At 44.6% G+C, this 24243-nt stretch carries 23 protein-coding genes and 1 pseudogene; 7 read left to right on the top strand and 17 right to left on the bottom strand.

The window, feature by feature from the left end; translation table 11 throughout:
• From ABIC84_RS08795 to ABIC84_RS08760, 8 genes are all read right to left on the bottom strand, one after another.
• On the bottom strand, positions 1 to 1068 hold the full coding sequence (locus ABIC84_RS08795) for a hypothetical protein (protein WP_429263359.1): 1068 nt from the start codon (positions 1066 to 1068) through the stop codon (positions 1 to 3).
• Between the two features lie 1160 nt (positions 1069 to 2228).
• Entirely contained in the window at positions 2229 to 2756 is a 528-nt protein-coding gene (locus ABIC84_RS08790) for a hypothetical protein (RefSeq protein WP_429263358.1), read from the bottom strand.
• A gap of 1 nt (position 2757) precedes the next feature.
• Positions 2758 to 3972 (bottom strand): hypothetical protein, encoded by a 1215-nt coding sequence (locus tag ABIC84_RS08785; RefSeq protein ID WP_429263357.1) that lies wholly within the window; start codon positions 3970 to 3972, stop codon positions 2758 to 2760.
• A 4-nt stretch (positions 3973 to 3976) separates the two neighbouring features.
• Positions 3977 to 5842: a type II secretion system protein GspD gene (locus tag ABIC84_RS08780; RefSeq protein ID WP_429263356.1), complete on the bottom strand. Its 1866-nt coding sequence runs from the start codon at positions 5840 to 5842 to the stop codon at positions 3977 to 3979.
• 260 nt (positions 5843 to 6102) lie between these two features.
• Positions 6103 to 7188: a hypothetical protein gene (locus ABIC84_RS08775; RefSeq protein WP_429263355.1), complete on the bottom strand. Its 1086-nt coding sequence runs from the start codon at positions 7186 to 7188 to the stop codon at positions 6103 to 6105.
• A 4-nt stretch (positions 7189 to 7192) separates the two neighbouring features.
• Complete coding sequence (locus ABIC84_RS08770; protein ID WP_429263354.1) at positions 7193 to 8623, bottom strand: GspE/PulE family protein; 1431 nt, start codon at positions 8621 to 8623, stop codon at positions 7193 to 7195.
• Positions 8623 to 9132, bottom strand: a complete 510-nt coding sequence (locus tag ABIC84_RS08765; protein WP_429263353.1) for a hypothetical protein — start codon at positions 9130 to 9132, stop codon at positions 8623 to 8625. The genes ABIC84_RS08770 and ABIC84_RS08765 overlap by 1 nt, the downstream gene beginning before the upstream one ends.
• Positions 9133 to 9151: 19 nt before the next feature.
• Positions 9152 to 9577, bottom strand: a complete 426-nt coding sequence (locus ABIC84_RS08760; RefSeq protein ID WP_429263352.1) for a type IV pilin protein — start codon at positions 9575 to 9577, stop codon at positions 9152 to 9154.
• Positions 9578 to 9819: 242 nt separating this feature from the next.
• Here ABIC84_RS08760 and ABIC84_RS08755 point away from each other — a divergent pair, with 242 nt between their 5' ends.
• Genes ABIC84_RS08755 through ABIC84_RS08725 form a run of 7 tightly spaced genes read left to right on the top strand, consistent with a single transcriptional unit; the run spans position 9820 to position 15142 of the window.
• Complete coding sequence (locus ABIC84_RS08755) at positions 9820 to 10779, top strand: hypothetical protein (RefSeq protein WP_429263351.1); 960 nt, start codon at positions 9820 to 9822, stop codon at positions 10777 to 10779.
• An 8-nt stretch (positions 10780 to 10787) separates the two neighbouring features.
• Positions 10788 to 11291, top strand: a complete 504-nt coding sequence (locus ABIC84_RS08750; protein WP_429263350.1) for a hypothetical protein — start codon at positions 10788 to 10790, stop codon at positions 11289 to 11291.
• Positions 11288 to 11887 carry a toxin-antitoxin system YwqK family antitoxin gene (locus ABIC84_RS08745; RefSeq protein ID WP_429263349.1) on the top strand — a complete coding sequence of 200 codons (600 nt, stop codon included), beginning with the start codon at positions 11288 to 11290 and terminating at the stop codon, positions 11885 to 11887. The genes ABIC84_RS08750 and ABIC84_RS08745 overlap by 4 nt, the downstream gene beginning before the upstream one ends.
• A 1-nt stretch (position 11888) precedes the next feature.
• Positions 11889 to 13157, top strand: a complete 1269-nt coding sequence (locus ABIC84_RS08740; protein WP_429263348.1) for a hypothetical protein — start codon at positions 11889 to 11891, stop codon at positions 13155 to 13157.
• On the top strand, positions 13139 to 13507 hold the full coding sequence (locus ABIC84_RS08735; RefSeq protein ID WP_429263347.1) for a hypothetical protein: 369 nt from the start codon (positions 13139 to 13141) through the stop codon (positions 13505 to 13507). Before ABIC84_RS08740 ends, ABIC84_RS08735 begins: the two co-directional genes overlap by 19 nt.
• Positions 13497 to 13994 carry a PulJ/GspJ family protein gene (locus tag ABIC84_RS08730; protein WP_429263346.1) on the top strand — a complete coding sequence of 166 codons (498 nt, stop codon included), beginning with the start codon at positions 13497 to 13499 and terminating at the stop codon, positions 13992 to 13994. The genes ABIC84_RS08735 and ABIC84_RS08730 overlap by 11 nt, the downstream gene beginning before the upstream one ends.
• The gene (locus ABIC84_RS08725; RefSeq protein WP_429263345.1) at positions 13994 to 15142 is read left to right on the top strand and encodes a type II secretion system F family protein; all 1149 of its coding nucleotides are present in this window, start codon (positions 13994 to 13996) and stop codon (positions 15140 to 15142) included. Before ABIC84_RS08730 ends, ABIC84_RS08725 begins: the two co-directional genes overlap by 1 nt.
• 336 nt (positions 15143 to 15478) lie before the next feature.
• On the opposite strand, the pseudogene ABIC84_RS08720 reads toward ABIC84_RS08725, so the two are convergent.
• From ABIC84_RS08720 to ABIC84_RS08680, 9 genes and pseudogenes are all read right to left on the bottom strand, one after another.
• Positions 15479 to 15811 (bottom strand): annotated as a pseudogene (locus ABIC84_RS08720) (IS982 family transposase); the annotation flags it as partial.
• A 340-nt stretch (positions 15812 to 16151) separates the two neighbouring features.
• Positions 16152 to 16649, bottom strand: a complete 498-nt coding sequence (locus tag ABIC84_RS08715) for a hypothetical protein (protein WP_429263344.1) — start codon at positions 16647 to 16649, stop codon at positions 16152 to 16154.
• Between the two features lie 200 nt (positions 16650 to 16849).
• Complete coding sequence (locus tag ABIC84_RS08710; RefSeq protein WP_429263343.1) at positions 16850 to 17332, bottom strand: hypothetical protein; 483 nt, start codon at positions 17330 to 17332, stop codon at positions 16850 to 16852.
• Between the two features lie 11 nt (positions 17333 to 17343).
• On the bottom strand, positions 17344 to 17496 hold the full coding sequence (locus ABIC84_RS08705; protein WP_429263342.1) for a hypothetical protein: 153 nt from the start codon (positions 17494 to 17496) through the stop codon (positions 17344 to 17346).
• A gap of 23 nt (positions 17497 to 17519) precedes the next feature.
• Positions 17520 to 17882, bottom strand: a complete 363-nt coding sequence (locus tag ABIC84_RS08700) for a hypothetical protein (RefSeq protein WP_429263341.1) — start codon at positions 17880 to 17882, stop codon at positions 17520 to 17522.
• A 2-nt stretch (positions 17883 to 17884) separates the two neighbouring features.
• Positions 17885 to 18451, bottom strand: coding sequence for an RHS repeat-associated core domain-containing protein (locus ABIC84_RS08695; protein WP_429263340.1), 567 nt, complete (start codon positions 18449 to 18451; stop codon positions 17885 to 17887).
• A gap of 134 nt (positions 18452 to 18585) precedes the next feature.
• Positions 18586 to 18918 carry a hypothetical protein gene (locus ABIC84_RS08690; protein ID WP_429263339.1) on the bottom strand — a complete coding sequence of 111 codons (333 nt, stop codon included), beginning with the start codon at positions 18916 to 18918 and terminating at the stop codon, positions 18586 to 18588.
• Positions 18915 to 22808 carry a DUF6443 domain-containing protein gene (locus ABIC84_RS08685; RefSeq protein ID WP_429263338.1) on the bottom strand — a complete coding sequence of 1298 codons (3894 nt, stop codon included), beginning with the start codon at positions 22806 to 22808 and terminating at the stop codon, positions 18915 to 18917. The genes ABIC84_RS08690 and ABIC84_RS08685 overlap by 4 nt, the downstream gene beginning before the upstream one ends.
• Positions 22808 to 24241 (bottom strand): PKD domain-containing protein, encoded by a 1434-nt coding sequence (locus ABIC84_RS08680; protein WP_429263337.1) that lies wholly within the window; start codon positions 24239 to 24241, stop codon positions 22808 to 22810. The genes ABIC84_RS08685 and ABIC84_RS08680 overlap by 1 nt, the downstream gene beginning before the upstream one ends.
• Between the last annotated feature and the right edge of the window lie 2 nt (positions 24242 to 24243).

Raw genomic sequence — 24243 nt, 5'->3', positions numbered from 1 at the left:
TTAATTAGGCTTTGCTGGTGAATTGATCTGTTTTTGAAGTTGGCCAACCTCGGATTTTAACTCAATAAGATACAAAGTCAATTCCTCGACCTTTTTCATTAGCAGCTTGTTCATCTCACCGACATCAAGTCCATTCTTGACCATCTCCCGTTCTGAAGGAACTTCCGGCAAATGCTGGTTTTGGTCGATATAAGCTTTAACTTCTGATAATGGTCGCAATCGATAACTCTTTTTAAACACATAATCATTCCATCCATTCAGGTCTATTAATACCGACTTGGCGTGTATGATGCCATTTACTGACAGTTTCTGATCAGGATTAAGCGTTCCGACTCCAACGTTCCCGGATCCGTCAATGACAATGTCATTTCCATAATACCATTGGGCACCGGTACCCAGCTTATCAAACATTCGCCTGGTCCCTAAAATCATTTTCCCGGTGGCATTACCGTTCCCGGTATTTCCTGCAACGGTTATTATCCTCCCTTGTCCCCAGGAGTTGGTCCCATCGGTATTCGCCGGAATAACAAATTCCAGTTGGGCACCTAAAGTCGCAGATCTTCCACCTGTATTGGCCTGAATGGCCAGATCATTATTACTGACACTAATACTGTTTCCGCCGTCTACCGACACGCCGCTCCCAACTAAATGTAAACGTGCTAATGGACCGGAAGTGCCAATACCCACATTGCCATTGTAGGCCCAGGTCATTACGTGTTGATCCGGGATGTCATTTTGATTGCTGCTACCATTGATGAACAAATCAAGCTGTGATCCCCAAAAACTGGGACCTCCGTGACCTATCCTAAATTCCGCGCTTTCATTATAAGAATACCCGGATGTCCCCAGCCTGGAAAGTTTAAAAACAGATTTCGCCGGCGCTAAAACTCCGGCCGGCTTACTTGTTGACGGCTCCGCTATATGTAGATTGCTTGCCGGAGCGGATGTACCAATGCCTATAGCATTGCTGGTTGAGGTAATTGTATTCGTTCCGTTTGTGGTCCATTGGGCAAAAAGACAGTTCGATATAAAAACGAACAGTGTTGTGATTAAGGTTAGCCTTTTCATGAGTTTAGTTAGAATATTGTATTGTCCCTGGTAATTGATAATCAGTGTTAAGCGTCAGACCAAAGCTTTGACCTGCCTAGTGGGGCAAAAATTGTTTCTCGTGGTGTTTAAAGGGTGCCGCTGTGGCATCCTTATGAGATTCAACAATAGTTATACCTGATCGTGAATTGATGAAAACTATTTTTGTAAATGCTGTTGCGCAACTGTACCAGATGCTCTTTTTTAAGGAAAGTAGATCCTTGATTGATGACCGCAATTGAATAAAAATCGGGATTGCAGAGGAAGATTAATGCAAATTTCATGTGACAGGTAAGGTTATTTCAAAATTTCATACAATGATATATAATCATATTTAACAATCAAAGTTCTTATCGAAAATTTATGCTGTTTTCAGGCTCGCGCGTTTATTTATAAAGCAAAGGCAGGATAGCTGGTGGTTCAGGGTGAAGCACCGGATATGTTTGCAAATTTTTACCCGTCGCTATGCTTTTGATAAACGGTTTTTCCGGGGTGGGCTATCGTGGAATAAATTTAATATCCAGCCACCTCATCTTTAAATAGCCAAACCAGGAAAGGTCTCTGTGTTGAAAGACATAATCAATAGGCTAAAACACATCAGATATGATGTTCGACCAAGGATCGCCGATGGCTTATTACACCTTTCGTTCGACTACTACGCATATATCCAGCAGCAACCTAACTTGCGGCGGCCTGGCTTGCAGCACCAGTTTTACTGTGCAGGTTCCCAACAAAGTGCAACCTTCAACTGGACATCTTATGTTGACCGGAGCATGCCCACGGCTGATTTTTCTCAAATCCACACTTATTTGCAATATCAGGGTTACAAAATCCTGGTTTACGAGGTAAATTGAATAAACCAGAGCATATTGACCCCTATCGACCGTTTAATCTGACCACATTCTATTATTGTAATCAAACACTTAGGAATGCAAACGAAATTGGTGAAGCGGGGTCAACCAAAATGGTTTTTCCAAACAAACGTGTGTTATATACTACAACAAGTTGTCCACAAACCAGCCGGTTTGACTTGACCACCTTCCATAATTGTAATCAAATAGTTAGGTATGTAACGAATCGGTTAAAAGGTCAACTAAAAATGGTTTGTGAAATGAACTATTAAACTTTAGTTATATAGTAACCTACTTTACGATAACTTCAAAAAGCACGTCCAGTAATATTATCCTGCTGTCGGAGGTTCCCTCATTTCTTGTTGGCGCCCGAAGCGAACAAGAACGGATCCTACCCGTCCCGTTTGCTTGCTGTAACTGGTTCAGCAATTTCAACAGTGAAAAATAATCGCCTGAAAAGGTCAGTTTTTGAAGGATATATTTTTCGGTATGATAGTTTTTATCCTGTAAGGGCGCGCTCACAAATTTGACGTTATTTTTTTCTGCCAGGAAGGCGATGGTATTGATCGCGCTGCTCCTGTACGTCAGCGTGTCTGCACGGTACAGACTGATGATCCTGTCCAGATTAGCATTTTTCCGGTCCGTATACCCGGGTTGCTCAGTCGCATTGTTTTGTTGTGCGAGTTGCTCCCGGAGTTGTTTATTCAGGCTTTTGGCATGGAGCGTATGCTTGAAGGCCAGGCCATAGCCTGCAGCAGCCAGCAAGACTGTCCCCAGGACCAGCAGATAAACTTTTTTAAAAGGCCAGTATCTCAGCATATCAATAGGTTAGCGTTATCGTGAATATAGCTGTGTTGAGTTCATTGTTGAAGTTGTAGCTTTCCAGTTCCACGTTTTTTGCCCATTTCTTTGATTTCAGCCGGGCTGCCCATTCATTGACCGGTATGATCTGCGCCGACTCCCCGCGGATTAATATCTTCCGTTCCCGGAATTTTATTCCACCAAATCCATGGTCAGCAGCGGCATCGACCGGATTGATGCTGATCTCTTTCAACGTAATCTCGGGTGGCATCATTGCCGCCGCCTGATCAATTAAACTGCTTTTATTAATCCCGCCGTCCCAGCCAAGCTCTTTCAACAACGATTCTTTCTGCCTGATTTCGTCATTCAAGGCTTGTTGATCCGTACTTGTCCTGGCCGAATTGCTTACTTCGGCTGCAAGCCTGGTATTTTCAGCATTCAGCCCTGAAAGCCACACAAAATTGCCCAGCAGCAAAACAAAGAAAACCAGCAGGATGGCCATACCGTTTACCTTAAATTTTCTGTCATTGATCAGTCTGTCAAATGCCGATCCCAGAACGGGTACATCTGCCTTAACTGCGTCAAGTTTACCCGACAGCAGCAACTGAAAAGCAGCCGCGTATGGCAGCAGCAGTTGTTGGTCCAGCGCTTCGCTTTCTACTTTAATGGTATAAGGTGCCTGGAATTCTTCATGAAAACTGACCTTTTCCCAGTTTTTGTCTGCCGATCTTGCAATTTTTATACCTGCAAATAAGATTTCTTCATTATAGATATTCAATTGCGGCAGGATATGTGCTATTGGAAAAGGCCCAAGGCTCAGCATAAGCGGGGAAAGCCCCTGCTCCGAAATAGCTTCCAACCATTTGTCGGCCTCTGTTTTGCGGATCACGGACACAAAAGAATGCTCGCCGGAAGGAAAATGCTGTACGTAAAAATCATCTATGGATGCGTTAGGCAATACGGAGGAGAAGTTCGAAGGGGTAATGTCCTCTATCCTCTCCAGTTGTTTATACAGCACCCCCCTGCCCGAGATATTAACACTGAGAGGTATTCCCGCCTTGACCTGTTTTTTTATTTCCGGCAAGCTTACCCCTGTAAGTTTGTTGTCAAAGGAAAGGTTTTTACCATCCAGTGAAAGCTGGCAGCAATTAACTGTGGCGCTGCCATCTTTGCTAATAACAATACCCAGTCCTGCTGCCTCCTTGATTCCGTAAAAGCGATCCAACACTGCCATATACCTATCTGATAATGGTCGATTTAATAAACAATACGCTTACTACTTTTGATTTGGTTTTAGTCCTGCTGCTGAAGATCCATTTTAATACCGGGATCCTCGACAGAATAGGAATACCTGAGCCGCTTTCATCACTCTCCGTCCTTTCAATGCCGCCCAGTACAATGGTGTCTTCACTATGTACACGCAAGCTGGTCTCGAACTTGCTGATCGACTGGGGCGGCGGTGAGCCATCTGTTGGAATAGAGGTGAAATCAGAAATATTGACGCTGATGCCAAGCGTAACCTCATCATTGCCCGACACGAGCGGTTTGATCCCAATCGACAGGTCGGCATTCACCGCCTCGTACACATTGGAAAAGATGGATTGCGTCGCCGTCGTTGTGATCACATTCTGGGTTGTATTTTTATAATATCTTTTACTGCCGATGCTCATTTTAGCGGTATGCCCGTTCAGGGCGACCAGCTTGGGTACTGAACGAACATCGACGTTATTGCTTTCCTCCAGCGCTTTCAGGCTGATATAAAAATTGGGAGTTACCCGGCCCAGGTTGATAGAGCTGTTTTTACTCAGGCTGCTCAGGAAGCTGTTGATCGATTTCGCCCCAAACGTATAGTCCAGGCCGGAAAGTACCGTTCCCCCTGTTTTTACACTATCGGAAACACCGGCGGAGATCCCGGTGGATATGGTATTGGATTTATGAATATCGATCAATGTCACCTCCACCAACACGCTTGGCACCAAAACATCCAGCTGCTTGACAAAAGCTTCTACCTCGTTGATTTGAGCGTCCGACCCCGATACGAGCAGGGTGTTCTGTTCACGAAATTCTTTGATCTCCAGGCCTCGTTTCCAGTCAGACGGGATCATCATCATCACCGTATCGATCGCGCGGTTCTGCAGGTGGATCGCCCGGTAAGACCTTAAACCCTCCTGTTTGCGGTCACCGATAATATAAATCCCTCCTTCGGCATGGAAAGTGTACTCTGTACTTTTAAACAGGAGGTTGAGGAAAGTATCATAACTTACGTCCGTTACATGCAGCGTAATATTTCCTTTGATCTCCGAGTAGATCGAATAGCTTTTGCCCGTTTCCTGCGAGGCCTGTTTAACCATGTCGTTAATTGGCGCGTTGACCGCATCAGCGGAGATCAGCTTTTGTCCGTTTACTATTCTCACGTACAAACCTGTCGCGCCCCCGGTAGCAGCGCCAGCCGGCCGGAAATTTTTACGGACCGACGTATTTCTATCGCCATTGACATATAGTTCCTCGTTCTCCCCAAGCGGTTGAAAAAGGTAAAAGCCATCTGCAGTCTTGACCATTTTTAATTCATTAGTGTAGGCCAGCTTTTCCAACGCTCCTTCAAACGGCGCGCCGGCAATAAAGGCCGTAACCAGCTTACCCTGTAATGAGCCCGGCACGATCACGTTTTTGCCGGAGACCTGGCTGATCTTTTTGGCTACCGCGGGCAGACTGTCATTCTGTAATTCAAGCGATAAGGTGTTATCAGTCTTGTTATACTTAGCGTTGATATCCTTTACCGGCGGCTTTACAAAACGATTGGGGTCCTGAAAGGGGGTCACGTAAATAATCGTTCCCACTACCGAAATATCCAGGTTATACTTTTGCGCCAGCAACATGAGTATATTGGCTGCTGTCGCATTGTTAAATGTATCGTAAACGATTACCGTCAGCGCCGGGTCAACGCTGATATTCAATTCATTGGCACGTGCCAATGAATTCAGGTATTCCCGGATCGAAACCCCGCTAACCCGCAGTTGTACACGCTGGCTCAGGCCAGGCACCTTGCCTGCCAGGTCATCCAATTTCTGATGGATCCCCTGGATGCGTTCCGTTTCCTGAGCCATAGTTGGGCTCAGGCACCCGGCAGCAACGATAAAAAATAAAAAAAGTAAAAATCTTTTCCCCATATCTCCTTTATAATTAAATAACAGCGGCCGGCATAATACATTCCGGTAATTTCCGTTTTTCATCGATGGTATCTTCGTTGGACTTTGAATTCCCCCACTCTTAACAATTCCATTTGTGCATTCAATATCTCTCCGGTTAGTACCATCACACCCCTTCAATCTTAAAACTTATTTATCCTGTTGTTTAGCATCAGCTCTTACCTGATGATGGTCGGTTTAATGAATAGTAGGGTAATAATGCCAGATTTTGGTTTCGGTAACCCCATAAAGACCCATTTGTAGGACGGATCATGTGTTGGGGTATCTCTGCTTTCCAACTGTCCGAGCCCACCCAAAACAATAATATCGCCACTGTGAAACGGTAAATTGGCCTCGGACTTGCTGATCACAGGTTTGCCGGGAGACTCCCCCGGATTTTCAATGGAGTCAGAAATAGTCACGCTGATGCCAAGGTTTAATTCCTCATCATTTGGGGTATTTAGTTTAAGCTCGACTGTCAATTGATTATCTACCATTTCGTAAGCTTTCGGGGAGACAGCTTTTGAAGCCGTCACAGTGGGTATGACATATTGTTTTTTCCGGTAATAGTTTTTACTGCCGAGGCTGAGCTTCGCCGGCTTTCCGTTGCTTGTACTTAATTTAGGCAATGTGCCCGCTTCAATTCTATGATGACCATCAAGCGCTATAAGTTTATCAAAAAAAGCCGGCGCTAACTGCCCAAGGTTAATAAAGGCATTTTTGTTCAGCCTGTCCAGTAAAGTATCTATACTTTTTGAAGTTAAGATAGGATCCGCCCCCCCGGATAAGATAGCTCCGGTTTTGCCGTTACCTGGAATGCCGGCGATCTTCCGGGGGCTATAAACGTCCATTTTGACTAATTCGAACATCACTTTTGGTTCCGGACCGTTATTGTTTTTAACGATTGCCGGCATTTTACTGAAGCTTCTTCCTGTCCCGCAATCAGATTTACTGCTCTGATCCCGGAATGCCGAGTCCCCTTTTCCAATTGCCGGAATAGTTTTCATCGACATAGGACTTTTTACCTGTTGCCGTTTATTGGCCCGAAATTTATTTAAATCATACCGTGCGCTCTCCTCACCCAAACAACCGGATTTACTGACGAATATTTCCAGTCTTTTTTTTAATGTCGTCAGCATATCGATTGTCCTGTCTGTTCCCGGACTGATACCCGCTGAAGCACCCTTTTCTTTGCATAAAACCGGATTATCGGCTCCAATGGCGATCATTAGAGCGATAAAAATTGAAATTCTTTTAGTCATCATATCGTTAATAATTAAATAACAGCGGGTAAATCTCATCAATTGAAGTATGTCCCTCGCTGAATACCTGAAATGCATTTTCTGCCAGTGTATGGATGCCGCGGTCCGTCAGTAGCCGGTGGATATTAGCATTTCCTCTCTTAATCTCTTCGGCCAGCTCAAGATCGATCGGGATTACTTCATAAATCGCTTTTCTTCCTTTATAGCCTGTATAGTAACACCGTTCACAGCCATGCGGCTTGTAATGATGTGCTACATCACGTGAAGGCCGGTATTGGCGCGGATACATCGAGTTGTCAAAATCATGCAGCGTTTTGCAATGCGGGCACAATAGCCTGATCAAACGTTGCGCTGCCGTGGTGCTTAATGTGTTCGCCACCAAAAAAGGCGGTATCCCCATATCGATCAGGCGCGACACCGTTCCCCAGGCTGAATTGGTATGGATAGTTGACAATACCAGGTGACCGGTCAGTGCCGCCCTGATCGCCATATTGGCGGTCTCCGGGTCCCTGATCTCGCCGACCATGATCACATCCGGGTCCTGCCGCAGGAACGTGCGCAACGCAGCCGCGAAACCCAGCCCAATTGATTCTTTCAACTGCACCTGGTTGATCCCCTCCAGTGTATATTCCACCGGATCTTCAATGGTCAGGATATTCCGGGTTTCTTTATTCAATAACTTTAAGGTCGCATACAATGTGGTTGTCTTTCCTGAACCTGTAGGCCCGCTGATCAGTAGGATACCATTGGGGCGCTTTACACCCTGCAGGTAATTTTCCAGGTCAAAACCCGAAAAACCAAGGCTGTTCAGATCAATATCTGTCGCATCATTGTTTAACAACCTCAACACTACCTTTTCACCGTATAAAGTTGGCAATACGGAAACACGGATATCAAACTGGCTATCCCCGCTTTTAAAGTTGATCCTGCCGTCCTGTGGAAGCCGCTTTTCGGCAATGTCCAGATTGGCGTAGATCTTGATTTTGTTGATCAGTGCCGGGTAATCATCATTTTTAAGCAGGTAACGCTCTACCATCATGCCATCAATCCGGATCCTAACCCGGCATTTATGCTCATACCGTTCAATATGGATATCGCTGCTCTTCAGATTTTTCGCTTCTGCAATCAGGTTTTCGAGAAAATCATCGGCATGGTTGCTCAATTGCAGTTGGGTGGTACCCTCTACAGCGTTATCCCGCAGGTAATACTTGGAAAGCAGCCTGGCGATTATACCGGCCTCAATCGGCTCCAGCAACACCTCTTTACCCAACAGCACCTCCAGTTCGGCAGCGAGGCTATCACCTTCCGCTCCTGCTTCACAATACAATTCCATTCGGAGGTCGGTACCGTTTTTTGGAAGAACACGGTAATGCCAGGCCTGCTCCTTTGTGAGCAGATGGACATTTTCGGTCGTTAATAAAATTTCTTTAATTTCCATTAGTAAAACATAGAATACCACAGCCAGAAATCGTCCGTTACATTTACATGAAAGCAAAACCAGTCACCGACCAAAATAAAAAGTAAAAACACAGCATGAAATCCTGCGAGCGGAATGAACCGGTCCGCTTTCCCGGAAATCAAACGCCATACACCCCAGCAAAACAATACCGCTATAAGACTCGTCACATAGAAGAAAACAAAGTTCAATGCAGATAAATAAAATGCTATGGAAATTAAGAACAAGATATCTCCCCAGCCCAGGAGTCGCTCAGTGATATTAATGAACTGTTTCTTTCGGAGCGAATAATACGCGCTCAGAATAATGAGCTGTAAAGCGATAAAGTCAAGATTACAAAGTACAGGCCACCAATAGTCCGTCATGTTTCCGACCCGGAAACTATTCAGTCCAATGAACGTCAAAGCTAAAACAGGCATCCAAAACCAATATACCGACCGGCTCTTAAAATCCTGCACTGCCAAAGCGCCAAGCACCGTCAGGATGATCAATTTTAAAACCAGCGACACCTCAATCCGGGGTTACTTCTTTCAGGTTCTTGTCCTGGTCAATTTCCCAAACATTAAAAGTACCGTTACCGTTAAAATCAACGACTGCCGTAGCTTTGGCTGTAAAGCCGGTGTTAGTGGCGTTGGTGATCTCGATCCGGTAATTAGCTTTGGCATCCTTTCCCTCCGTACTCAGTTTTTCCTGGATAAAACCCAGTTCGGTAAGATCTTTGGAATATTTGGAGTGCTCGTAGAAATAATTTTTTTCTAATACCTGTAAATGATTGAGCTGTAATTTGGCCTCAGTACTTTTGGCTTTTGTAATTAAAGGAAGCAGGTTGGGCAATACCAGTAAAACCAATATCCCGATGATTACCAAAACGACGAGGATCTCGGTAAGCGTGTACGCGGCAAGGCGCTTTTGTGATTTTAATTTAGGTAACTTCATTATCAAATTTCAGCACTAAGCTAACAAATATTTATTTTGATGCAAATGTTCTCCTTTAATAATATTTGATTTTCAGCTGGTTAAAGTTTATTTATTGCGTGTTAAAATGAAGAATATTATTCATCACGAACAAGTTACCCCCGTATAAGCATCTATCGTTTCCCGTTGCACAGAAAAGCCTGCTAACCTTGGGTTCAAAATCATTGTATGCCTTTTCACGAATTATTTTTAATTTAGTCGAAATGAAACTTAGACCAGCACAGATCCAGTTTACCTTGTTTGCCCTGTTGATATGTTCCCTGTCAGCCTGCAAGGATTTTATCGAACCGAACATCAGCAGGCGGCCGGTAACGCTCAAGGCGCCTTCCGATAAATACCAGAGCACGAACTATAATATTAATTTTTGGTGGGATGAAGTGGAAGATGCGCTCTCCTATCGCCTGCAGGTTGTGACACCAGGCTTTGACACCATAGGCGGCCTGGTTGCTGATACGTTGGTTAAAGGGAACCGCTTTACGTTAACGCTTGATCCCGGAGAATATCAATGGCGGGTAAGGGCAGAGAACGGCAGCTCGCAAACAGAATTCAGTACGCCCAACCACCTTACTGTCATTCCTTCTTCACTTGCGGCCCAAACGGTGATCCTCAGCTCGCCTGCCAACAATACGGCCACTAATCAAAGCAACGTAACTTTTAAATGGGCTTCATTGTTCAGTGCTGTGAACTACCACATCCAGGCGGATACCAATAATTTCGCTGATCCCAGCCACATTCTTATTGACCTGACCATCCCGGGCCAGCAGTATACTTATAAATTTCCGAAAGACCAGACTTATCAATGGCGGGTGCGGGCAGAGAACGCTACGGAACAATCAAAATGGTCTGTTGTTAATAATATCAGCTTCGATGCCACCGCCCCTGCCGGCGTAACGCTTTCCTCACCGCAAAACAACGCGGTAGTCAGCAAACCGGTCAGCCTGCAATGGACGAAATCCGCGACGGCATCCAACTATAAACTATATGTATACAAGGCAGACTCGACCACCTTGTACAGCACGGCGTTTCCTGCTTTGCTGAATACCAATACTTACAGCTTTACCCTGGGTTCGTCAGGAGAAAGGATCTACTGGCAGGTTACCGCGCTCGATGCAGCCGGCAATGAAAGTACTCCTTCCGCCCTGCAAAGTTTTGTACTGCAATAACAGGCGTTATGAAAAATAAAAAATTCACATACCTGCTTGGCGCCGCCGTACTGATCGTCTGGGGGCTGATCCTCTACCGCGTTTTCGGCGCAATGGGGGATAATGAACCGGATGAGCCGGCGATGTCCGGCCCGGTAAAAAAAGAAGCCTATAATGACTATGCCATTCCCCCGGACACCACGCACTTACTGCTGAACTACAGGGATCCATTCGGCATCGTAGCAGCCAAAGATACCATTAGCCATAAGCATAGTTCTTCAGGGCCGGCGCAGACAGGACTACATCCGGCTGTACCCGCTATGAACTGGGATTTTATCCGGTATGTGGGCTATGTCAGGAACCCTGATTCCAAAAAACTCGTAGCCATGGTACACCTGAACGGAACCGAGCTGATGATGAGCGAAGGCGAATCGAGCGGCAGCCTGAAACTTATCAAAAACCTGCGGGATTCGATCAGGATCAACTACCAGGGCAAAATCAAATTCATCCCCCTTAAGCCAGCAACGCCATGAGGAAATTACTTTTATTCATTCTTATTCTGTCGTCCAGCGGCGCTATGGCCCAAATGCCGGATTACGGGCTTTATAATATTCATATCAGCGATTCAGCGAAAATCATCCGTACCCAGGTAAAACCGGTTTCAGGTACAGTTTTTACGCGGCCCGGGCTTTTATATTACTGGTTTGGCAGTAACACCATCCATGAACAGCAAGGCGGCTTCAGCGGTAAACTGCTCAACGGCAGTTACGAAGAATCCGACAGGAACCATCATTTGATCATGCAGGGAGGATTTAAAGCCGGCCTTAAAGATGGCGTTTGGAAAACCTGGAATGAAGGCGGCAGGCTTGGCAGTATTATTACGTGGGATGAAGGCGTAAAAACAGGCAAATTCGCTTACTATGATGCAGGCGGTAACGAAACACAATCCGGTAGCTATGATCATGATTTACTGCACGGCAAGATCACGTACCATACCGGCACCGACTCAGTTAAAACCATCCAGTATAAAAACGGGAAAATAGTACCGGCGAAAAACGGTAGTTTCCTGAAAAGGATCCATATTTTCAAAAAGAAAGCAGCCGGAGCTCCGCAACCCAAGACACCCTGACATGCTCAAAGCCTCCGCGCTGTATATGGTTATTGTGATCACTTTAGTTATTGGCGTGATCTGTTCCGCGCTTATCGTAGCTGCATACCTGTATAAATCCCAGTATCAGGCAAAGTTCCGAACCGACCAGTTGCGGAACAACCTGAGCTCCGGTATTACTATTTTAATTCATAGTAAGGACAGTATTTACAAGGACGGCCATACGTTCAGTCTTTTCAATGACGATGCGGATTCGGTAAGCTTAAAAAAAACAGATTGGGGAGCTTTCGACGTGTGCGCTGCAAGCGCATTTATTAAGAGGGATACGCTTTATAAGGTTTTCTCATTAGCAAACCAAATCGATTCAGTCAAATGGGGAGCGTTATACCTTATTGATGAGGACCGTCCCGTTTCCGTCAGCGGGAATACGGTTATTCGGGGGAACGTTTTTATTCCCAAGGCAGGTATAAGAACAGCTTATGTAGATAACCAGGCTTATACCGGAGATCAGCATATTGTTAACGGCAAAACCTTTGACAGCGAAAGAAAGCTGCCGCCGCTTTCAGCAGCCAGGCTGGAGCAGCTAAAAAAGCAATTGTCGGTTTCTCCGCCCCTGAACAATCTTCCTGCGGGAATCGACAGCATTGCCCGGTCTTTTCTGGAACCAACGCTCAGTTACAGCTTTGGGAAAACGGCAAAAACCATAAGCCACGTGAGCCTCAAAGGCAACATCATTTTATATTCCGACACCACCCTGGTCATTGACAGCACTGCCCGTCTGAACAATGTACTGGTGTTTGCCAGGGGCATAGTCATCAAGAGTGGTTTTCGGGGCAACTGCCAGCTCTTTGCCACGGATTCTATTAGTGTAGAACGAGATTGCAAATTCAGTTACCCGTCCTGTTTCGGCATACTTCGCTTTACTACAGGTAACACAGTGGGGCTCCCGGCTAAATTAGATATCGGGGACCGGGCTGATTGTGAAGCTTTGATTTTTAGTTACCAGAAAGACGATAAACAACTGCCGCCGGTTATTTCACTGGGCAAAAAGGTCAGGGTACTGGGCCAGGTTTATTCCATGGGGATCTTAAACCTGCGGGCCGGAACAACAATAGACGGCAGTGTATTCACCAAACGTTTTTTATACCAGAGTGAATTCACCAGGTACGAAAATTACCTGATCAATGTCAGCCTGAACTCCCGGGCACTTTCTCCCTATTACCTGAGCAGTGATCTTACGCCCGTTGCCGGGAGACCAAAAAAAATCTTACAATGGCTGGAAGCAAACTGAGAAACAGGCATGGCGTCAGGGGCTCTACCATACTGGAAGTGATCATCTCGATGATCATCATCATTGTGGTGTTCGGTATCGCCATGATGATCTTTACCAATGTAAACCGCTTATCGCTTTCTGCCAAAAAGCTGAAAGCGCAGGCCATATTACAGCACACGTTGCTTCAGGCCGAACAGGCAAAAGATCATACCGATCAAACAATCACCGTTGACGATATGACCATCAAACAGGAAATAACACCATTTGAAAACGAGCCCGGGCTATCGGTCATTACACTGACCGCTTTTGATCCTAATCATGAACAGGTAGCCAGGCTAAAAAAAGTGATCATGAACCATGAGGAATAAAAACAGGCTCCCGGCTTTCACGATCATGGAGCTTACTGTCGCCATGCTCATTTCGGCCATTGTGATCGGCCTGATGTACAGTGCTTACGCCATCATCAGCCATTCATACCTCTCTTTTGTTGACCGCAATAATAACAGCGGCATGCTCGCCTCGCTTGACCAACGCCTGAACCGGGATATCGATAAAGCTGAAATGATATACAGGGATAGCAATACCGTGACCATGACCAGCCATATCGATACCGTTATTTACCGTTTCCAGGCCAACCGGGTGATCCGCCAAAAGCTGCTTGTTGACACGTTTAAAGTAAGTACTGAAAGTTTTATCACCTCATTTGAATCTGTTCCTGTTGAGGGCAATCCGGCTGAGGGGGAGAAAAAGAAAATTGACGACCTGCAAATCGTACTATTGACAGAAGGGCAGAAAATTCCGTATCATTACCATAAAACATACAGTTCCGTTAACCTATTCCAGCCTATAAACTGATGCCATCCATTGACCTGAGCAGGTACGAACCAAAAAAAGCGCCAAAACCTCCTAAGCAGAGCAGCGAAAGCAGCCTGTCGGCTTTGCTCAATAAAGACATCAGTTTCGGCAGTAAGGAACTGAGTGATAAAAAGAAAGAAGCCTTATACCTGGAACTCAGCTCCTTATTGCTGGCGGGTATCAACCTCAAAAGCAGCTTTGAGCTCATCACTGCCGACCAGGAAAAAGAAAAGGATAAGCAGTTGTTCAGCACCATACAGGAAGCTGTATTGAAGGGGATGCCCTTTTCACAGGCGCTGGAGCAAACCGGCAAATTCTCGCTTTACGAAGTGTACAGTTTGCAAATCGGCGAAGAGACCGGCAAACTGACCGAAGTGCTCGGCGACCTGGCAAAATTCTATCAGAACAAGATCAAACAACGCCGGAAAATCGTTTCGGCACTCACCTACCCATGTGTGGTATTAAGCACTTCTTTAGGTGCGGTGTTCTTTATGCTGAAATTCGTGGTACCGATGTTCGGAGATGTATTTAAACGTTTTGGTGGTCAGCTGCCCTGGATCACGGAAAAGATCATCAGCGTATCGCAGACTATGGAGAATAACTTTTATGGTTTTGTGATGGTGATAGCGATCATTGCAGGCTTAATCTGGTACAGCCGCAAAACCGAACGTTACCGGCAGTATATCTCTGCTTTGGTACTGCGCCTCCCGCTGGCTGGCAACATTGTCCAAAAGATTTACCTCGCCCGTTTTTGCAATTCCATGCGCCTGCTGATCAACGCCCGTTTGCCCCTGTTGAGGGCCATTGCATTGAGCCGGCAAATGATCGGCTACTATCCTATCGAATCCTCCCTGCAAAAAGTGGAAGACGACATCATGAAAGGCAAATCCCTGCACCAAAGCTTGCAGCAGTTTAAAATTTACCCGGCTAAAATGATCCAGTTGTTGAAAGTCGGGGAAGAAACCAATCAACTGGATTATTTCTTTGCCAAAATCTCGGAACAGTACATCGATGAAGTGGAATATAAAACCTCTACGATCAGCAGCATGATGGAACCGCTGATCATCATTTTTTTAGGCTTGATCGTAGGTGTGATCCTCATAGCCATGTACCTGCCGATGTTCCAGATGAGTAATAGTTTTCAGTAATAGATTATGTGTCCAATACTGACCAAAAAGCTAACAGCCAGAAAATCAGGGTTACTTAAAGAATTACCGGATGTGTCATTTTCAATATTTGTCAGAATTTGTCACAACTTTACAAAAAACGGTTAAGCAGTCCTAAGTGACCTAAGCGGCGTTAGCTCAACGCAAAAATCAATGCACCGTTCAATGTTGTTTTCCAGTAACATCTGACTAACAAAAGTCGTAAAACAGGGCCAATTATCCAAAAATATGCACAAGAGAAATTAACATAACTTATTAACAATGAGTGATTTTCCGTCATAAGCTATCGGGAGTTGTCGCTATTTTATCCCTATTCCCCGCCACAGGAAATGAATCCAGCATATAACTCATCTCACAAGTGACCTGATTAAAGTAATACCCCATCTGCATGAATAGGTGTAAATCAGTTCATTCAAGGTATGAAGTCTACGGTTAAACCTACTTTTTTCAAGCATTGCAGGGATGAAACCTGTCATCTTCATAAATTGCCTGGACTTATCCCATGACCTCCAAAATGTAAAGAACTCATAATTGAAGTAGTGATAATTTCACTATCGCTAACTTTCCTGCGGCTATCTTCAAAATGCCCGCTGGTTTCAACAAATCATCTATAAAACAAGATATTCCTATAATTTTATCCCGAGTTAACATCTTCAAGTTTACTTTTTGTGTGGTAACTCAAAGTTATCCTTACTTGCTCACTCTTTCTTATTTTTCTATAACCCGCAACTTGGGTTAATTAACCGTCTTCTTTTAAATCAAAAGGCTTCGGAAAGCATTCTGTGAAGTCGCCTGTCGGCTCTCCGTTTACAGACTGCCCCACGCTCAAACTCGCAGTGGATTGCAGATTTGCTACAAGGTATCAATAACTGATAGTGCCTTTACAATAAAACCCCGGATGCTGGTTTCATCCGGGATCTGCATTTTTATTTCTTTGCATATTTACCACAAAGCACAGTCTTGCGGCAGCGGGGGGCTGCCACAGGGAAACTCAAATATAAATCGTAGAATAAATTGATCTTTTAATTTCGATCTGGGTACCCCCTAACATAGATAGCGCTTCCTCTATACTTGGCTCAATGATTGAAGTTATGATGAATTTCTTTCCATCTTTAGTAAATAACTCAGCATGATAATACATCTCAGCTGTCTGATATGGAAAGCTTCCTTTTTCCATACCCGCGGACTTATATAATTTGATACCTTTCAAATCTTCGATATTATATGAGTAGGATTTACCAGTTTTATATTTGAAGAAAATTGCGTGATCCTTTATTTCAACAATTTGTCTCTTTGTTACAAAAAAGTACTCTATTAATAAATAAATTGTCGGGAGTACAGGTATACAGAGAATAATTATAAAACCTGGTAAAAGAGATTGATCATACCCTCCAGCATAAAAAAAACCCACCGTCAAAATTACCGATACAACAATAATAACCCTGATAAGAGGCCTTAACATTTTCATCCAACTTAATTTAAATAGCATATTACAAATGTTGTAAATTAATCCTATTCATCATCTGCATTTTTATTACTTTGCATATTTACCACAAAGCACAGCCCTGCGTCAGCGGCGTTCAATCAGTTGGTATTGAATCGCTATGCCCAGTACCTATTGGTGTTGTACGGCACAGGACACTATATTAAATGCAAAAAAGCCCGAAATATCGGTCCGGGCCTTGATTATTATTTTGATGCTTTTGTTTTAGTATATAGTTCAAGTTTAGTGATAATTTCATTAGCGAAACGCGTATTGATTCTTTCTTTCTCTTCAGAATTCAATTCGCTTTCAAGTAGCCATTTACCATGAGCATCTCCATTATAAATTGCTCTCAATCCAATACCGACTTTACGGGGATTTGCCAGCATTGCAGAATCACCTATGAAAGTCACATAATACATTTCTTCTGGTGGGGATTTAAAATAAAATATTTTGCTTTCTAAGAAATCATACCCTGCTTTTGACCATCCGTCAAAAGCTTTCCATTTACCGGGTATCTTGTATTCCGGATGTTTGGCGTACAAGCTATCAATGGCTTTTTCTAAGTTTTGCTTTGAAACAGGAAAGTCTACTTCCTTTCCAATTCCTCCAATTGTGCCACATGTCATTAATAGAACAGATGCGGCCAAGTACAAACTCGTTTTGACAAAAAAAATCTTTTGGTTCATCTTAATAAATTTTATAATCCGGGAAATTCACTCGCCGGCATTGCTTTGGCCGCCTGACTTACTCCAAAAACAACTGTTTTTGGAAATGCAGCAATGCCGATCCCTATTGCTACAGTTCCCGCTTCAAGCCTTTCTTTTGGGGTAGCGCCATTAGTCCAATCCAAATTCAGTTTTAATTCGTAACCTACTATGTGTAATCTGCGTTAATCGCCCTTGTGTCAAAAAATACCCCGCCGGCTCCCTTAATACCAATCTTATCATAGGCTTTATCATGCGTAAATGCCGCTATATCTGCTCTATCGCTTGGAGCCTTTTTATAATTCCACCCACCGTTATAGGATTTCGGATTCCATGGCCCTGTATAATTTGACCAAAAAAGATTATGACCCAAGGTTTTTGGATCGACATCGTTTCCAGCATCCCTAAGAATAGACCTCGGCTGATTTCCCGAATACATATTTGCAATCAAAGGATCGCCCAAAGCGCCAGGCTCTCCCCACCAGGAAGGCAATTTATTGTTTCGGAAAGCCGAGATATTAACCTCTGGCAAACTTACAATGTTTGGATGTAAAAGATTGAAATCTCAGCGGCGTTATAAAGCGCAGTTTTGCCATCGGCAGTAACTGGGATTCCCTCGCTTCCACTAGCCCCACCTCCGGAAGAAGAACCAGACCCTCCGGCTGAAGAACCGGCCCCACCTCCAACACTCATCAATTCTTCAACAATTCCTCCAGGAGCGTAATCTCCTTCGCCAAAAAAAGTGCTGTTATCCCAAATCCCCCACATCGCGGCAAATGCACGCTTGAAATCCCTTCTACTTATTCCCGGGCCAAAAGTCATCTGTCCCTGGTAATATACAACATTAGATAAAGGCAGCGCATAACTTCCCTTCGGGTCATTCATCATCACCGGGTTGTTATTGGCATATTGATAAACACTCATGGATTCCGTTGTCTCCGCCATCGGATCTACGGCAATGAAGCGGCCTAAGGCAGCTTCATTGTTGCAGTTCAGCGTCTGGTAATAATCCGGAGCATTGCTGTAATCATTCTGCCATTCGCTGCCGCCGTTATACAGGTTTTTGTTAGGTAAGGTTAGGGTTATGGTTGCTACCGTCATACCCATTCCGTAGTAACTGTTCTCCTGTGTAATTTCAGCACTCCCCTGCTGGACTCGTGCAGAACACGCGTATCAGCAGGGGAAGTTATTCAATCTCGCTTTGTCATAAAAGGCTGAGTCATAAGCCCAAATGCTTATCTATCGAAATCTATTACTTTTGACCCATTGCGCTTAATCAATCTATATTTAAAAGAGCCTTTTTCCTTAACCAAGGAGTCTCCGACTTCGATTTTATGATCCGTGTCGTAGCCTGCTCCGATATAATAGTCATGTCCATTTATCGTCACCCAAGGAAATTGCTTTATGTCATATCGAATTTCTGTAACCTTGCCTGAAAAATTAAGATTTAAAATCGTAGTATCTATTCTTTCATCGGATTTGAACCAATAAAATATTGTAATACCGAAGATTATTCCAACAGTTAAAATAATCCAGATAAGGTTTTGCTTAAGAAATTTTTGTTTCATGGAAATAAAGACTTTATTTTTTGTAAAAATTGACTTGGAGTTAAGGTATAGCTTTGGCCAACTGAAACTCCGAGTAAAAAAGGACTAAATCCCACGCCCTCATCTACGCCAAACCAGGTTGCGCGCTTTTGATCATCTAACGATCTCCATAGTCCGGCTGCCACAGGGCCGATTCCTAAAGAGATATCCTGTCCATCACCCAATAGCCCATCTAATGTAGCTTTTCTCGCATCCCCATTGTACCAACCTCTTTCCTCGGTAGCAGATATTCCTATGTCAAAGCCGACCCGAAAAGATCCCGAAAGTAAAAGACTGGGCTTCCATGCATCTTTACCTCGCGTAAGCATAGCAAATTTCGCGTTAATATTCCCTCCCACACCAACAACGTCACTCAATGTTCCATTTAGGCCAACTTCGTCGGGTACAATCCAACGTGCAATTCTACTATTCCAGATACGACTAAAGATGTTTTCATCGGGATGGTCATCTCCTGTTAACGAAGCTCCCGGATCTCCCCACCACCATGGCAGTCTATTTAATCTAAAAGCAGATACCGGAACTACCGGAAGCATATTACGGTAAGATGGGCGATCGAGTAAGGCATCTACCTCAGCATCGGTATAATTGTAGCTTTTCCCATTAACTGAAACCTTTGTTGTATTAGCAGCACCCGCTCCTCCGCCTGCGCTACTCGGCGGCGCAAGATATGCAGCATAAAAAGAGCCCACTCTGTAATCGTCATCATTGCTGAATATCTCCTCTCCGATCTCACCCCAAACCGCTCTCCAAGCCTGTTTGAAGCCCTTTCTATCGAAACCCGGCCCGAAAGTTAATTGCCCCTGATAATAAACCGTTCCAACCGCCGCATAATTCCCCTCCGGATCATTCATCATGACCGGGTTGTTATTGGCATACTGGTAAACGCCCATGGATTCAGTTGCTTCTGCCATTGGGTCTGCAGCTATAAACCGCCCTAATGCCGCATCATAATTCCTGTTTAATGTCTGGTAATAGTCAGGGGCATTACCATAGTCGTTCTGCCATTCGCTACCGCCGTTATACAGGTTTTTATTTGGTGATGTAGGCAAGGCCATGGTGCTGGTCATGTTCATACCCATTCCATAATAGCTGTTCTCCTGTCTAACCACCGGTACTCCGGCTGTCGTACTTTCCTCAAAGCTGATCCTGGCATTTCCCTGCTGATCCTTGATGATGTATTCGGGTTTTAAAGAACTGCCCGTGTTGCGTACCCTGCCTTCAGGCATCGGGAAGTAACTTAGGGAACTACCAATATATACAAAACCGTCAATATAATCTGTCGTTGCTACAGGGTTTGTATTATAATACAATTGTTTCCTGATCACCGTGCCGGAGGCATCATAGGTATAGTCAATATGTTGATTGGTACCTGCTGTTACCGTAATCACATTGGTCTTGTTCAGGTCGTTATACGTGATCCCAAGCCCTTTGTAAGGATCTGCAGTCATGTTGCCTACAGCGTCATACGCATAGTTTCCCGTACCGCCTTTGAAACCACCAGCATTACCGCTGGCATCTGCTACGGATGTTAGCTGATTAGGGTTCGCTGTATCATAGGTATACTTGAGGTTATCAATGGTGCTGATCGGCGATCCCCCTGGTGTCGAGCTTTTCCTGGTCAGGGTTTGAATATTGCCGTTACTATCATAAAGCCCTACATTTTCGTCAAAGCCGCCAATGTTGCTTCCAAAAGTGCCCGTGGATGCCGTAGCCCGCTCGGCATAGCTTTCGCCTTTGTAGCGGTTAACGGCATCATAGGTATATTTATATGTCCGTTCAACACTGCTTACCCCACTTCCATCTTTACTCATCCATTTTATGACCGATAGGTTTCCGTTATAGTAAGCAGTATTGCCGATGTTAGCATCCACATTATCGTACAGGAACTGCATCCCGAAAAGATCGTTGCTGTCGTCATTGGTATAACCGCTGCCTGCGCCATTATCCAAACTCAGCTTGCTGTTATTGATACTCAGCAATTCGCCTCTAATGTTGTAACGATAATCTACCGCTTGAAGATAGTTTGTCTGAATTGAAGCGGAAAAAGTAGAGCCCGCCGGAACGGAGAAGTTTTCAGACAACGTAATGCTTTGGGAAGCTACAAATGTATTGGTTCCGCTGTAAGTCGTATTTAAATTAAGTGTTTGCGGTATTGTACCATTATTAACCAAACCCAGATTTTTTTTAATCAATTGCCCAAGCTCATTATACGCATAGGAAGCAATCCTGATAGGCGTGGCATTATTATAACTTTGATCAACACTGTTAATTCGCCGCATCGGGTCATAACCGATAGTGGTTAGAACGCTGGTGGTATTGCCCGCCACTACTTTCGACACTTTGGTTTGAATAGGACTACCAGAAAAATCATATACATTGGTCTTACTGTCGCTCACAGTCGTGGTCAGCTGATTATTGCTTTTTGTTTGTATCGGCCTTCCGTTACTATCGTAAAAAGTGTATGATACCAGCCATGTGCCCGCAGCGATCCCATTGCCGACGGTTGTCTTCCGCGTCATGGTAGGTACCCCCCGGAGCGTTGCTGTGGTTTGAGCGTTTTCAGTGATCAATCCGCCAGGACTGGTATAAGAATAATCATCCGTGCCTGACATATCCATGTCGTAATTATCGAAATAGACATACGTGAGCGGCGTGATATTTGCCGAAGGAAAACTATTATTGGTATAATACCCGGTTGCAGCTGTACTGTTGCGGGTTTCAAACCAGTAGGTATTATAAGTTGCATTAGTTGTCACTGCGGTTTGCATGGCCAATGCAGAGTAGTGACTAGGATCGGTGTAAATACCGCTGCTTACTGGGTGACCCTTTGCATCATATTTGGTATAGTACCATTTATAGCTGGTCGCCATCTGCGCGTCCTGTACAAGAACAGGGCGGTTAAGCGGGTCGTAAATGATATTAACCAGACCTTTAGTGGGTATAAGTTTTTGGTTAACGCGCCCCTGGTTATCATACCAGTACTGGAAGATCAGCTTGTTTACACCGGCTTGCGCCAGGCTATAATTATTAGCTGCAACCATTAGCTCAAGCGCTTTGGGCGGCACTACATAGTTCACCTGGCCGGCGCTGTTATAAATGTAATAGGTATCCTGGTAAACGCCCGTCGTTTCGGTGTATTCCCGTTTAAGGATCAGGTGGCCTGTCAGATCGGTAAACGTTGCTACCTTTTTCTGGTCTTCATCAGTAGCTACTGTAACCGATAATTTTGTAACTGCATAGTACCCGGTTTTCACACCTGCCGCGCTCCATACAATGATATTACCGTCCCCTGAATTATTGGAACGGTAGTTTAAACCCTTGGTGCGCTGTCCTATCTGGTAACCATTTCCTACTTTGCCCGCAAGGATCAGCTTCTGGGAAGGATCATCCGCATAAAACACCTGTAAATAGGGATTGGGATCATCCGCTACCTTATCCCCCAGGCCGTTGCTGTAAAATGCAGCCTGCTCCGTAGTTAATGCGCTTGGATGGTAAGAGCCGGAACTGCCCACCGCTACATAAGGCAGATAGCTGGCAGTTTGCTGGCCTAAGGCGTTGAACGTATAGGGTTGTATGATATCATTTCCGGTAGGACTCGATTTAACTGCAATGGTTTGCAGGGCCTGGCCCAGGCCATCATAATAACTCCTGATCACCTGCCGGTCCGCGGTACCAAGAAGCGGAATGTCCGCATCAGTATATACAGCTTGTTTTTTGATGATATCCTGTTGTACGAATCCGGGTGTTTGTCCGAAAGCTCCGTTATTTAACAGGCAAAGCGTTAATATTGTCAGTAAAATAATGCAAGATCCCCTGTACATTATTCCTTTAAATATGATAAGGTTCTTCATTATTGTGGAAGTGCATTTGCGCAATTAGGTTTGTATATAGAGAAATACAGCGAGCCTGATGTGGTAAGGTTACTGCTCAGGAAAGCATAGGTATTGGTATTATGAACATCGTAGTCGCGGCAGACGTTCAAGTTACCTGATAGATATACACAGCCATATCCGGAATCCGTCGACGAATTGTATTGCGTTCCGCCGCTTAATGTCACGGTTATCGTATAAGTACCCAATGCCAACTGGTAGCCTTCCAATTGTGCCCCGGTCAGGTTTATGGTAGTACTTCCGTTATTGAAGGCAACATTGGTGATATTACCGTTGCTGGTGGTGTAATTGTTGTAATGCAAAATAACATAGGTGGGCGGAGGCGGCGCCGTGGTAATGGTTACGGATGTCGTCACAGTCTGTGTTCCGTAAAGCGGAGACGTTGCCGTTACTGTTATGGTATATGTGCCGGTTGCAGCATAGGTATGGGTTATCCCTCCTGAAGGCGTTGTTGCCGTACCACCGTCGCCAAAGTTCCACTGATACACAACCCCCGTATTGGTGCAGCTTGTATAACCGGACGCTCCCATGGAAATGGGCGAGCCGGTATAAAGATTGTAACCTTGTGCTGTCACCGTTAGCGGCAACGGATTTTGCTGGTCTCCGGGTGTTACATAAGTATTTCTCGACAGCAGATTTTTGTCCTGGTCATAGGTGTACAGTAACCTGCCCCAGATATCGTTGGTATAATAGGTTGATATCCCGTTCGTATTTGTTTTGGATCTTAAAGCAAGGGTGTATGGGTCATAGTTGAAGGTGTTCACTTCGCAGTTCTCGGGATAAAAAAGAATATCATCTATTGCAATATTTACGCTATTCGAGAAGCTTAAGGTAAATGATGACGTCACCCCGGTCATCGGTATGGTAAAAGAATAATATTTCCAGCCACCTGTACCGGTATAGGTTTTAGTAATAGTAGATACACCCGTCAGGTTCATCGTGAGGGTAACGCTGCCCACCGGCGCATTGGCCCAGAACGAAAATATATAATTTACTGCTTGTGCATTCTTCTGCAAAGTTTTGGTAAATGCAACACCGCTATTGATCGCAAAACCATTTCCGCTATGACCACCATTAGTAATATAAGAGCCTCCTCCCCAATCGAAATTAGTCCCCTGAATCATCGGGACATCAAAGTCCATAAAACCCACTTCATTAGTAGCTGCATTGGAGAAAGTCGCCTCAACTGCGTTGGTAGTGTAATTGGTCACTGTAGTACTCACATGTTTATGCGCATCATTTACGGTAGCCAGGTTCCCGAAATAGTCGTACGTAACATAGTTTGTTGCTGGTACATACCCTCCATAGAATACAGGGGTACCTGCATTGATCTGGTATGGCGTAAAGGCGGCATCACCATCTGCTGAGAAAAACTTAAGCGACTGCGCCGGCATAT

Source organism: Mucilaginibacter sp. 3215, assembly GCF_050433785.1.
GTDB lineage: Bacteria > Bacteroidota > Bacteroidia > Sphingobacteriales > Sphingobacteriaceae > Mucilaginibacter.
Note: the sequence above shows the minus strand (reverse complement) of the source record. Positions and strands in the feature narration are given on the sequence as shown.

Bases quoted from the DNA above. Each gene is read 5' to 3' on its own strand.
- ABIC84_RS08795 (WP_429263359.1), bottom strand. From the start codon at position 1,068: ATGAAAAGGCTAACCTTAATCACAACACTGTTCGTTTTTATATCGAAC.
- ABIC84_RS08790 (WP_429263358.1), bottom strand. From the start codon at position 2,756: ATGCTGAGATACTGGCCTTTTAAAAAAGTTTATCTGCTGGTCCTGGGG.
- ABIC84_RS08785 (WP_429263357.1), bottom strand. From the start codon at position 3,972: ATGGCAGTGTTGGATCGCTTTTACGGAATCAAGGAGGCAGCAGGACTG.
- ABIC84_RS08780 (WP_429263356.1), bottom strand. From the start codon at position 5,842: ATGGCTCAGGAAACGGAACGCATCCAGGGGATCCATCAGAAATTGGAT.
- ABIC84_RS08775 (WP_429263355.1), bottom strand. From the start codon at position 7,188: ATGATGACTAAAAGAATTTCAATTTTTATCGCTCTAATGATCGCCATT.
- ABIC84_RS08770 (WP_429263354.1), bottom strand. From the start codon at position 8,623: ATGGAAATTAAAGAAATTTTATTAACGACCGAAAATGTCCATCTGCTC.
- ABIC84_RS08760 (WP_429263352.1), bottom strand. From the start codon at position 9,577: ATGAAGTTACCTAAATTAAAATCACAAAAGCGCCTTGCCGCGTACACG.
- ABIC84_RS08755 (WP_429263351.1), top strand. From the start codon at position 9,820: ATGAAACTTAGACCAGCACAGATCCAGTTTACCTTGTTTGCCCTGTTG.
- ABIC84_RS08750 (WP_429263350.1), top strand. From the start codon at position 10,788: ATGAAAAATAAAAAATTCACATACCTGCTTGGCGCCGCCGTACTGATC.
- ABIC84_RS08745 (WP_429263349.1), top strand. From the start codon at position 11,288: ATGAGGAAATTACTTTTATTCATTCTTATTCTGTCGTCCAGCGGCGCT.
- ABIC84_RS08740 (WP_429263348.1), top strand. From the start codon at position 11,889: ATGCTCAAAGCCTCCGCGCTGTATATGGTTATTGTGATCACTTTAGTT.
- ABIC84_RS08735 (WP_429263347.1), top strand. From the start codon at position 13,139: ATGGCTGGAAGCAAACTGAGAAACAGGCATGGCGTCAGGGGCTCTACC.
- ABIC84_RS08730 (WP_429263346.1), top strand. From the start codon at position 13,497: ATGAGGAATAAAAACAGGCTCCCGGCTTTCACGATCATGGAGCTTACT.
- ABIC84_RS08725 (WP_429263345.1), top strand. From the start codon at position 13,994: ATGCCATCCATTGACCTGAGCAGGTACGAACCAAAAAAAGCGCCAAAA.
- ABIC84_RS08715 (WP_429263344.1), bottom strand. From the start codon at position 16,649: ATGCTATTTAAATTAAGTTGGATGAAAATGTTAAGGCCTCTTATCAGG.
- ABIC84_RS08710 (WP_429263343.1), bottom strand. From the start codon at position 17,332: ATGAACCAAAAGATTTTTTTTGTCAAAACGAGTTTGTACTTGGCCGCA.
- ABIC84_RS08695 (WP_429263340.1), bottom strand. From the start codon at position 18,451: ATGACGGTAGCAACCATAACCCTAACCTTACCTAACAAAAACCTGTAT.
- ABIC84_RS08690 (WP_429263339.1), bottom strand. From the start codon at position 18,918: ATGAAACAAAAATTTCTTAAGCAAAACCTTATCTGGATTATTTTAACT.
- ABIC84_RS08685 (WP_429263338.1), bottom strand. From the start codon at position 22,808: ATGAAGAACCTTATCATATTTAAAGGAATAATGTACAGGGGATCTTGC.
- ABIC84_RS08680 (WP_429263337.1), bottom strand. From the start codon at position 24,241: ATGCCGGCGCAGTCGCTTAAGTTTTTCTCAGCAGATGGTGATGCCGCC.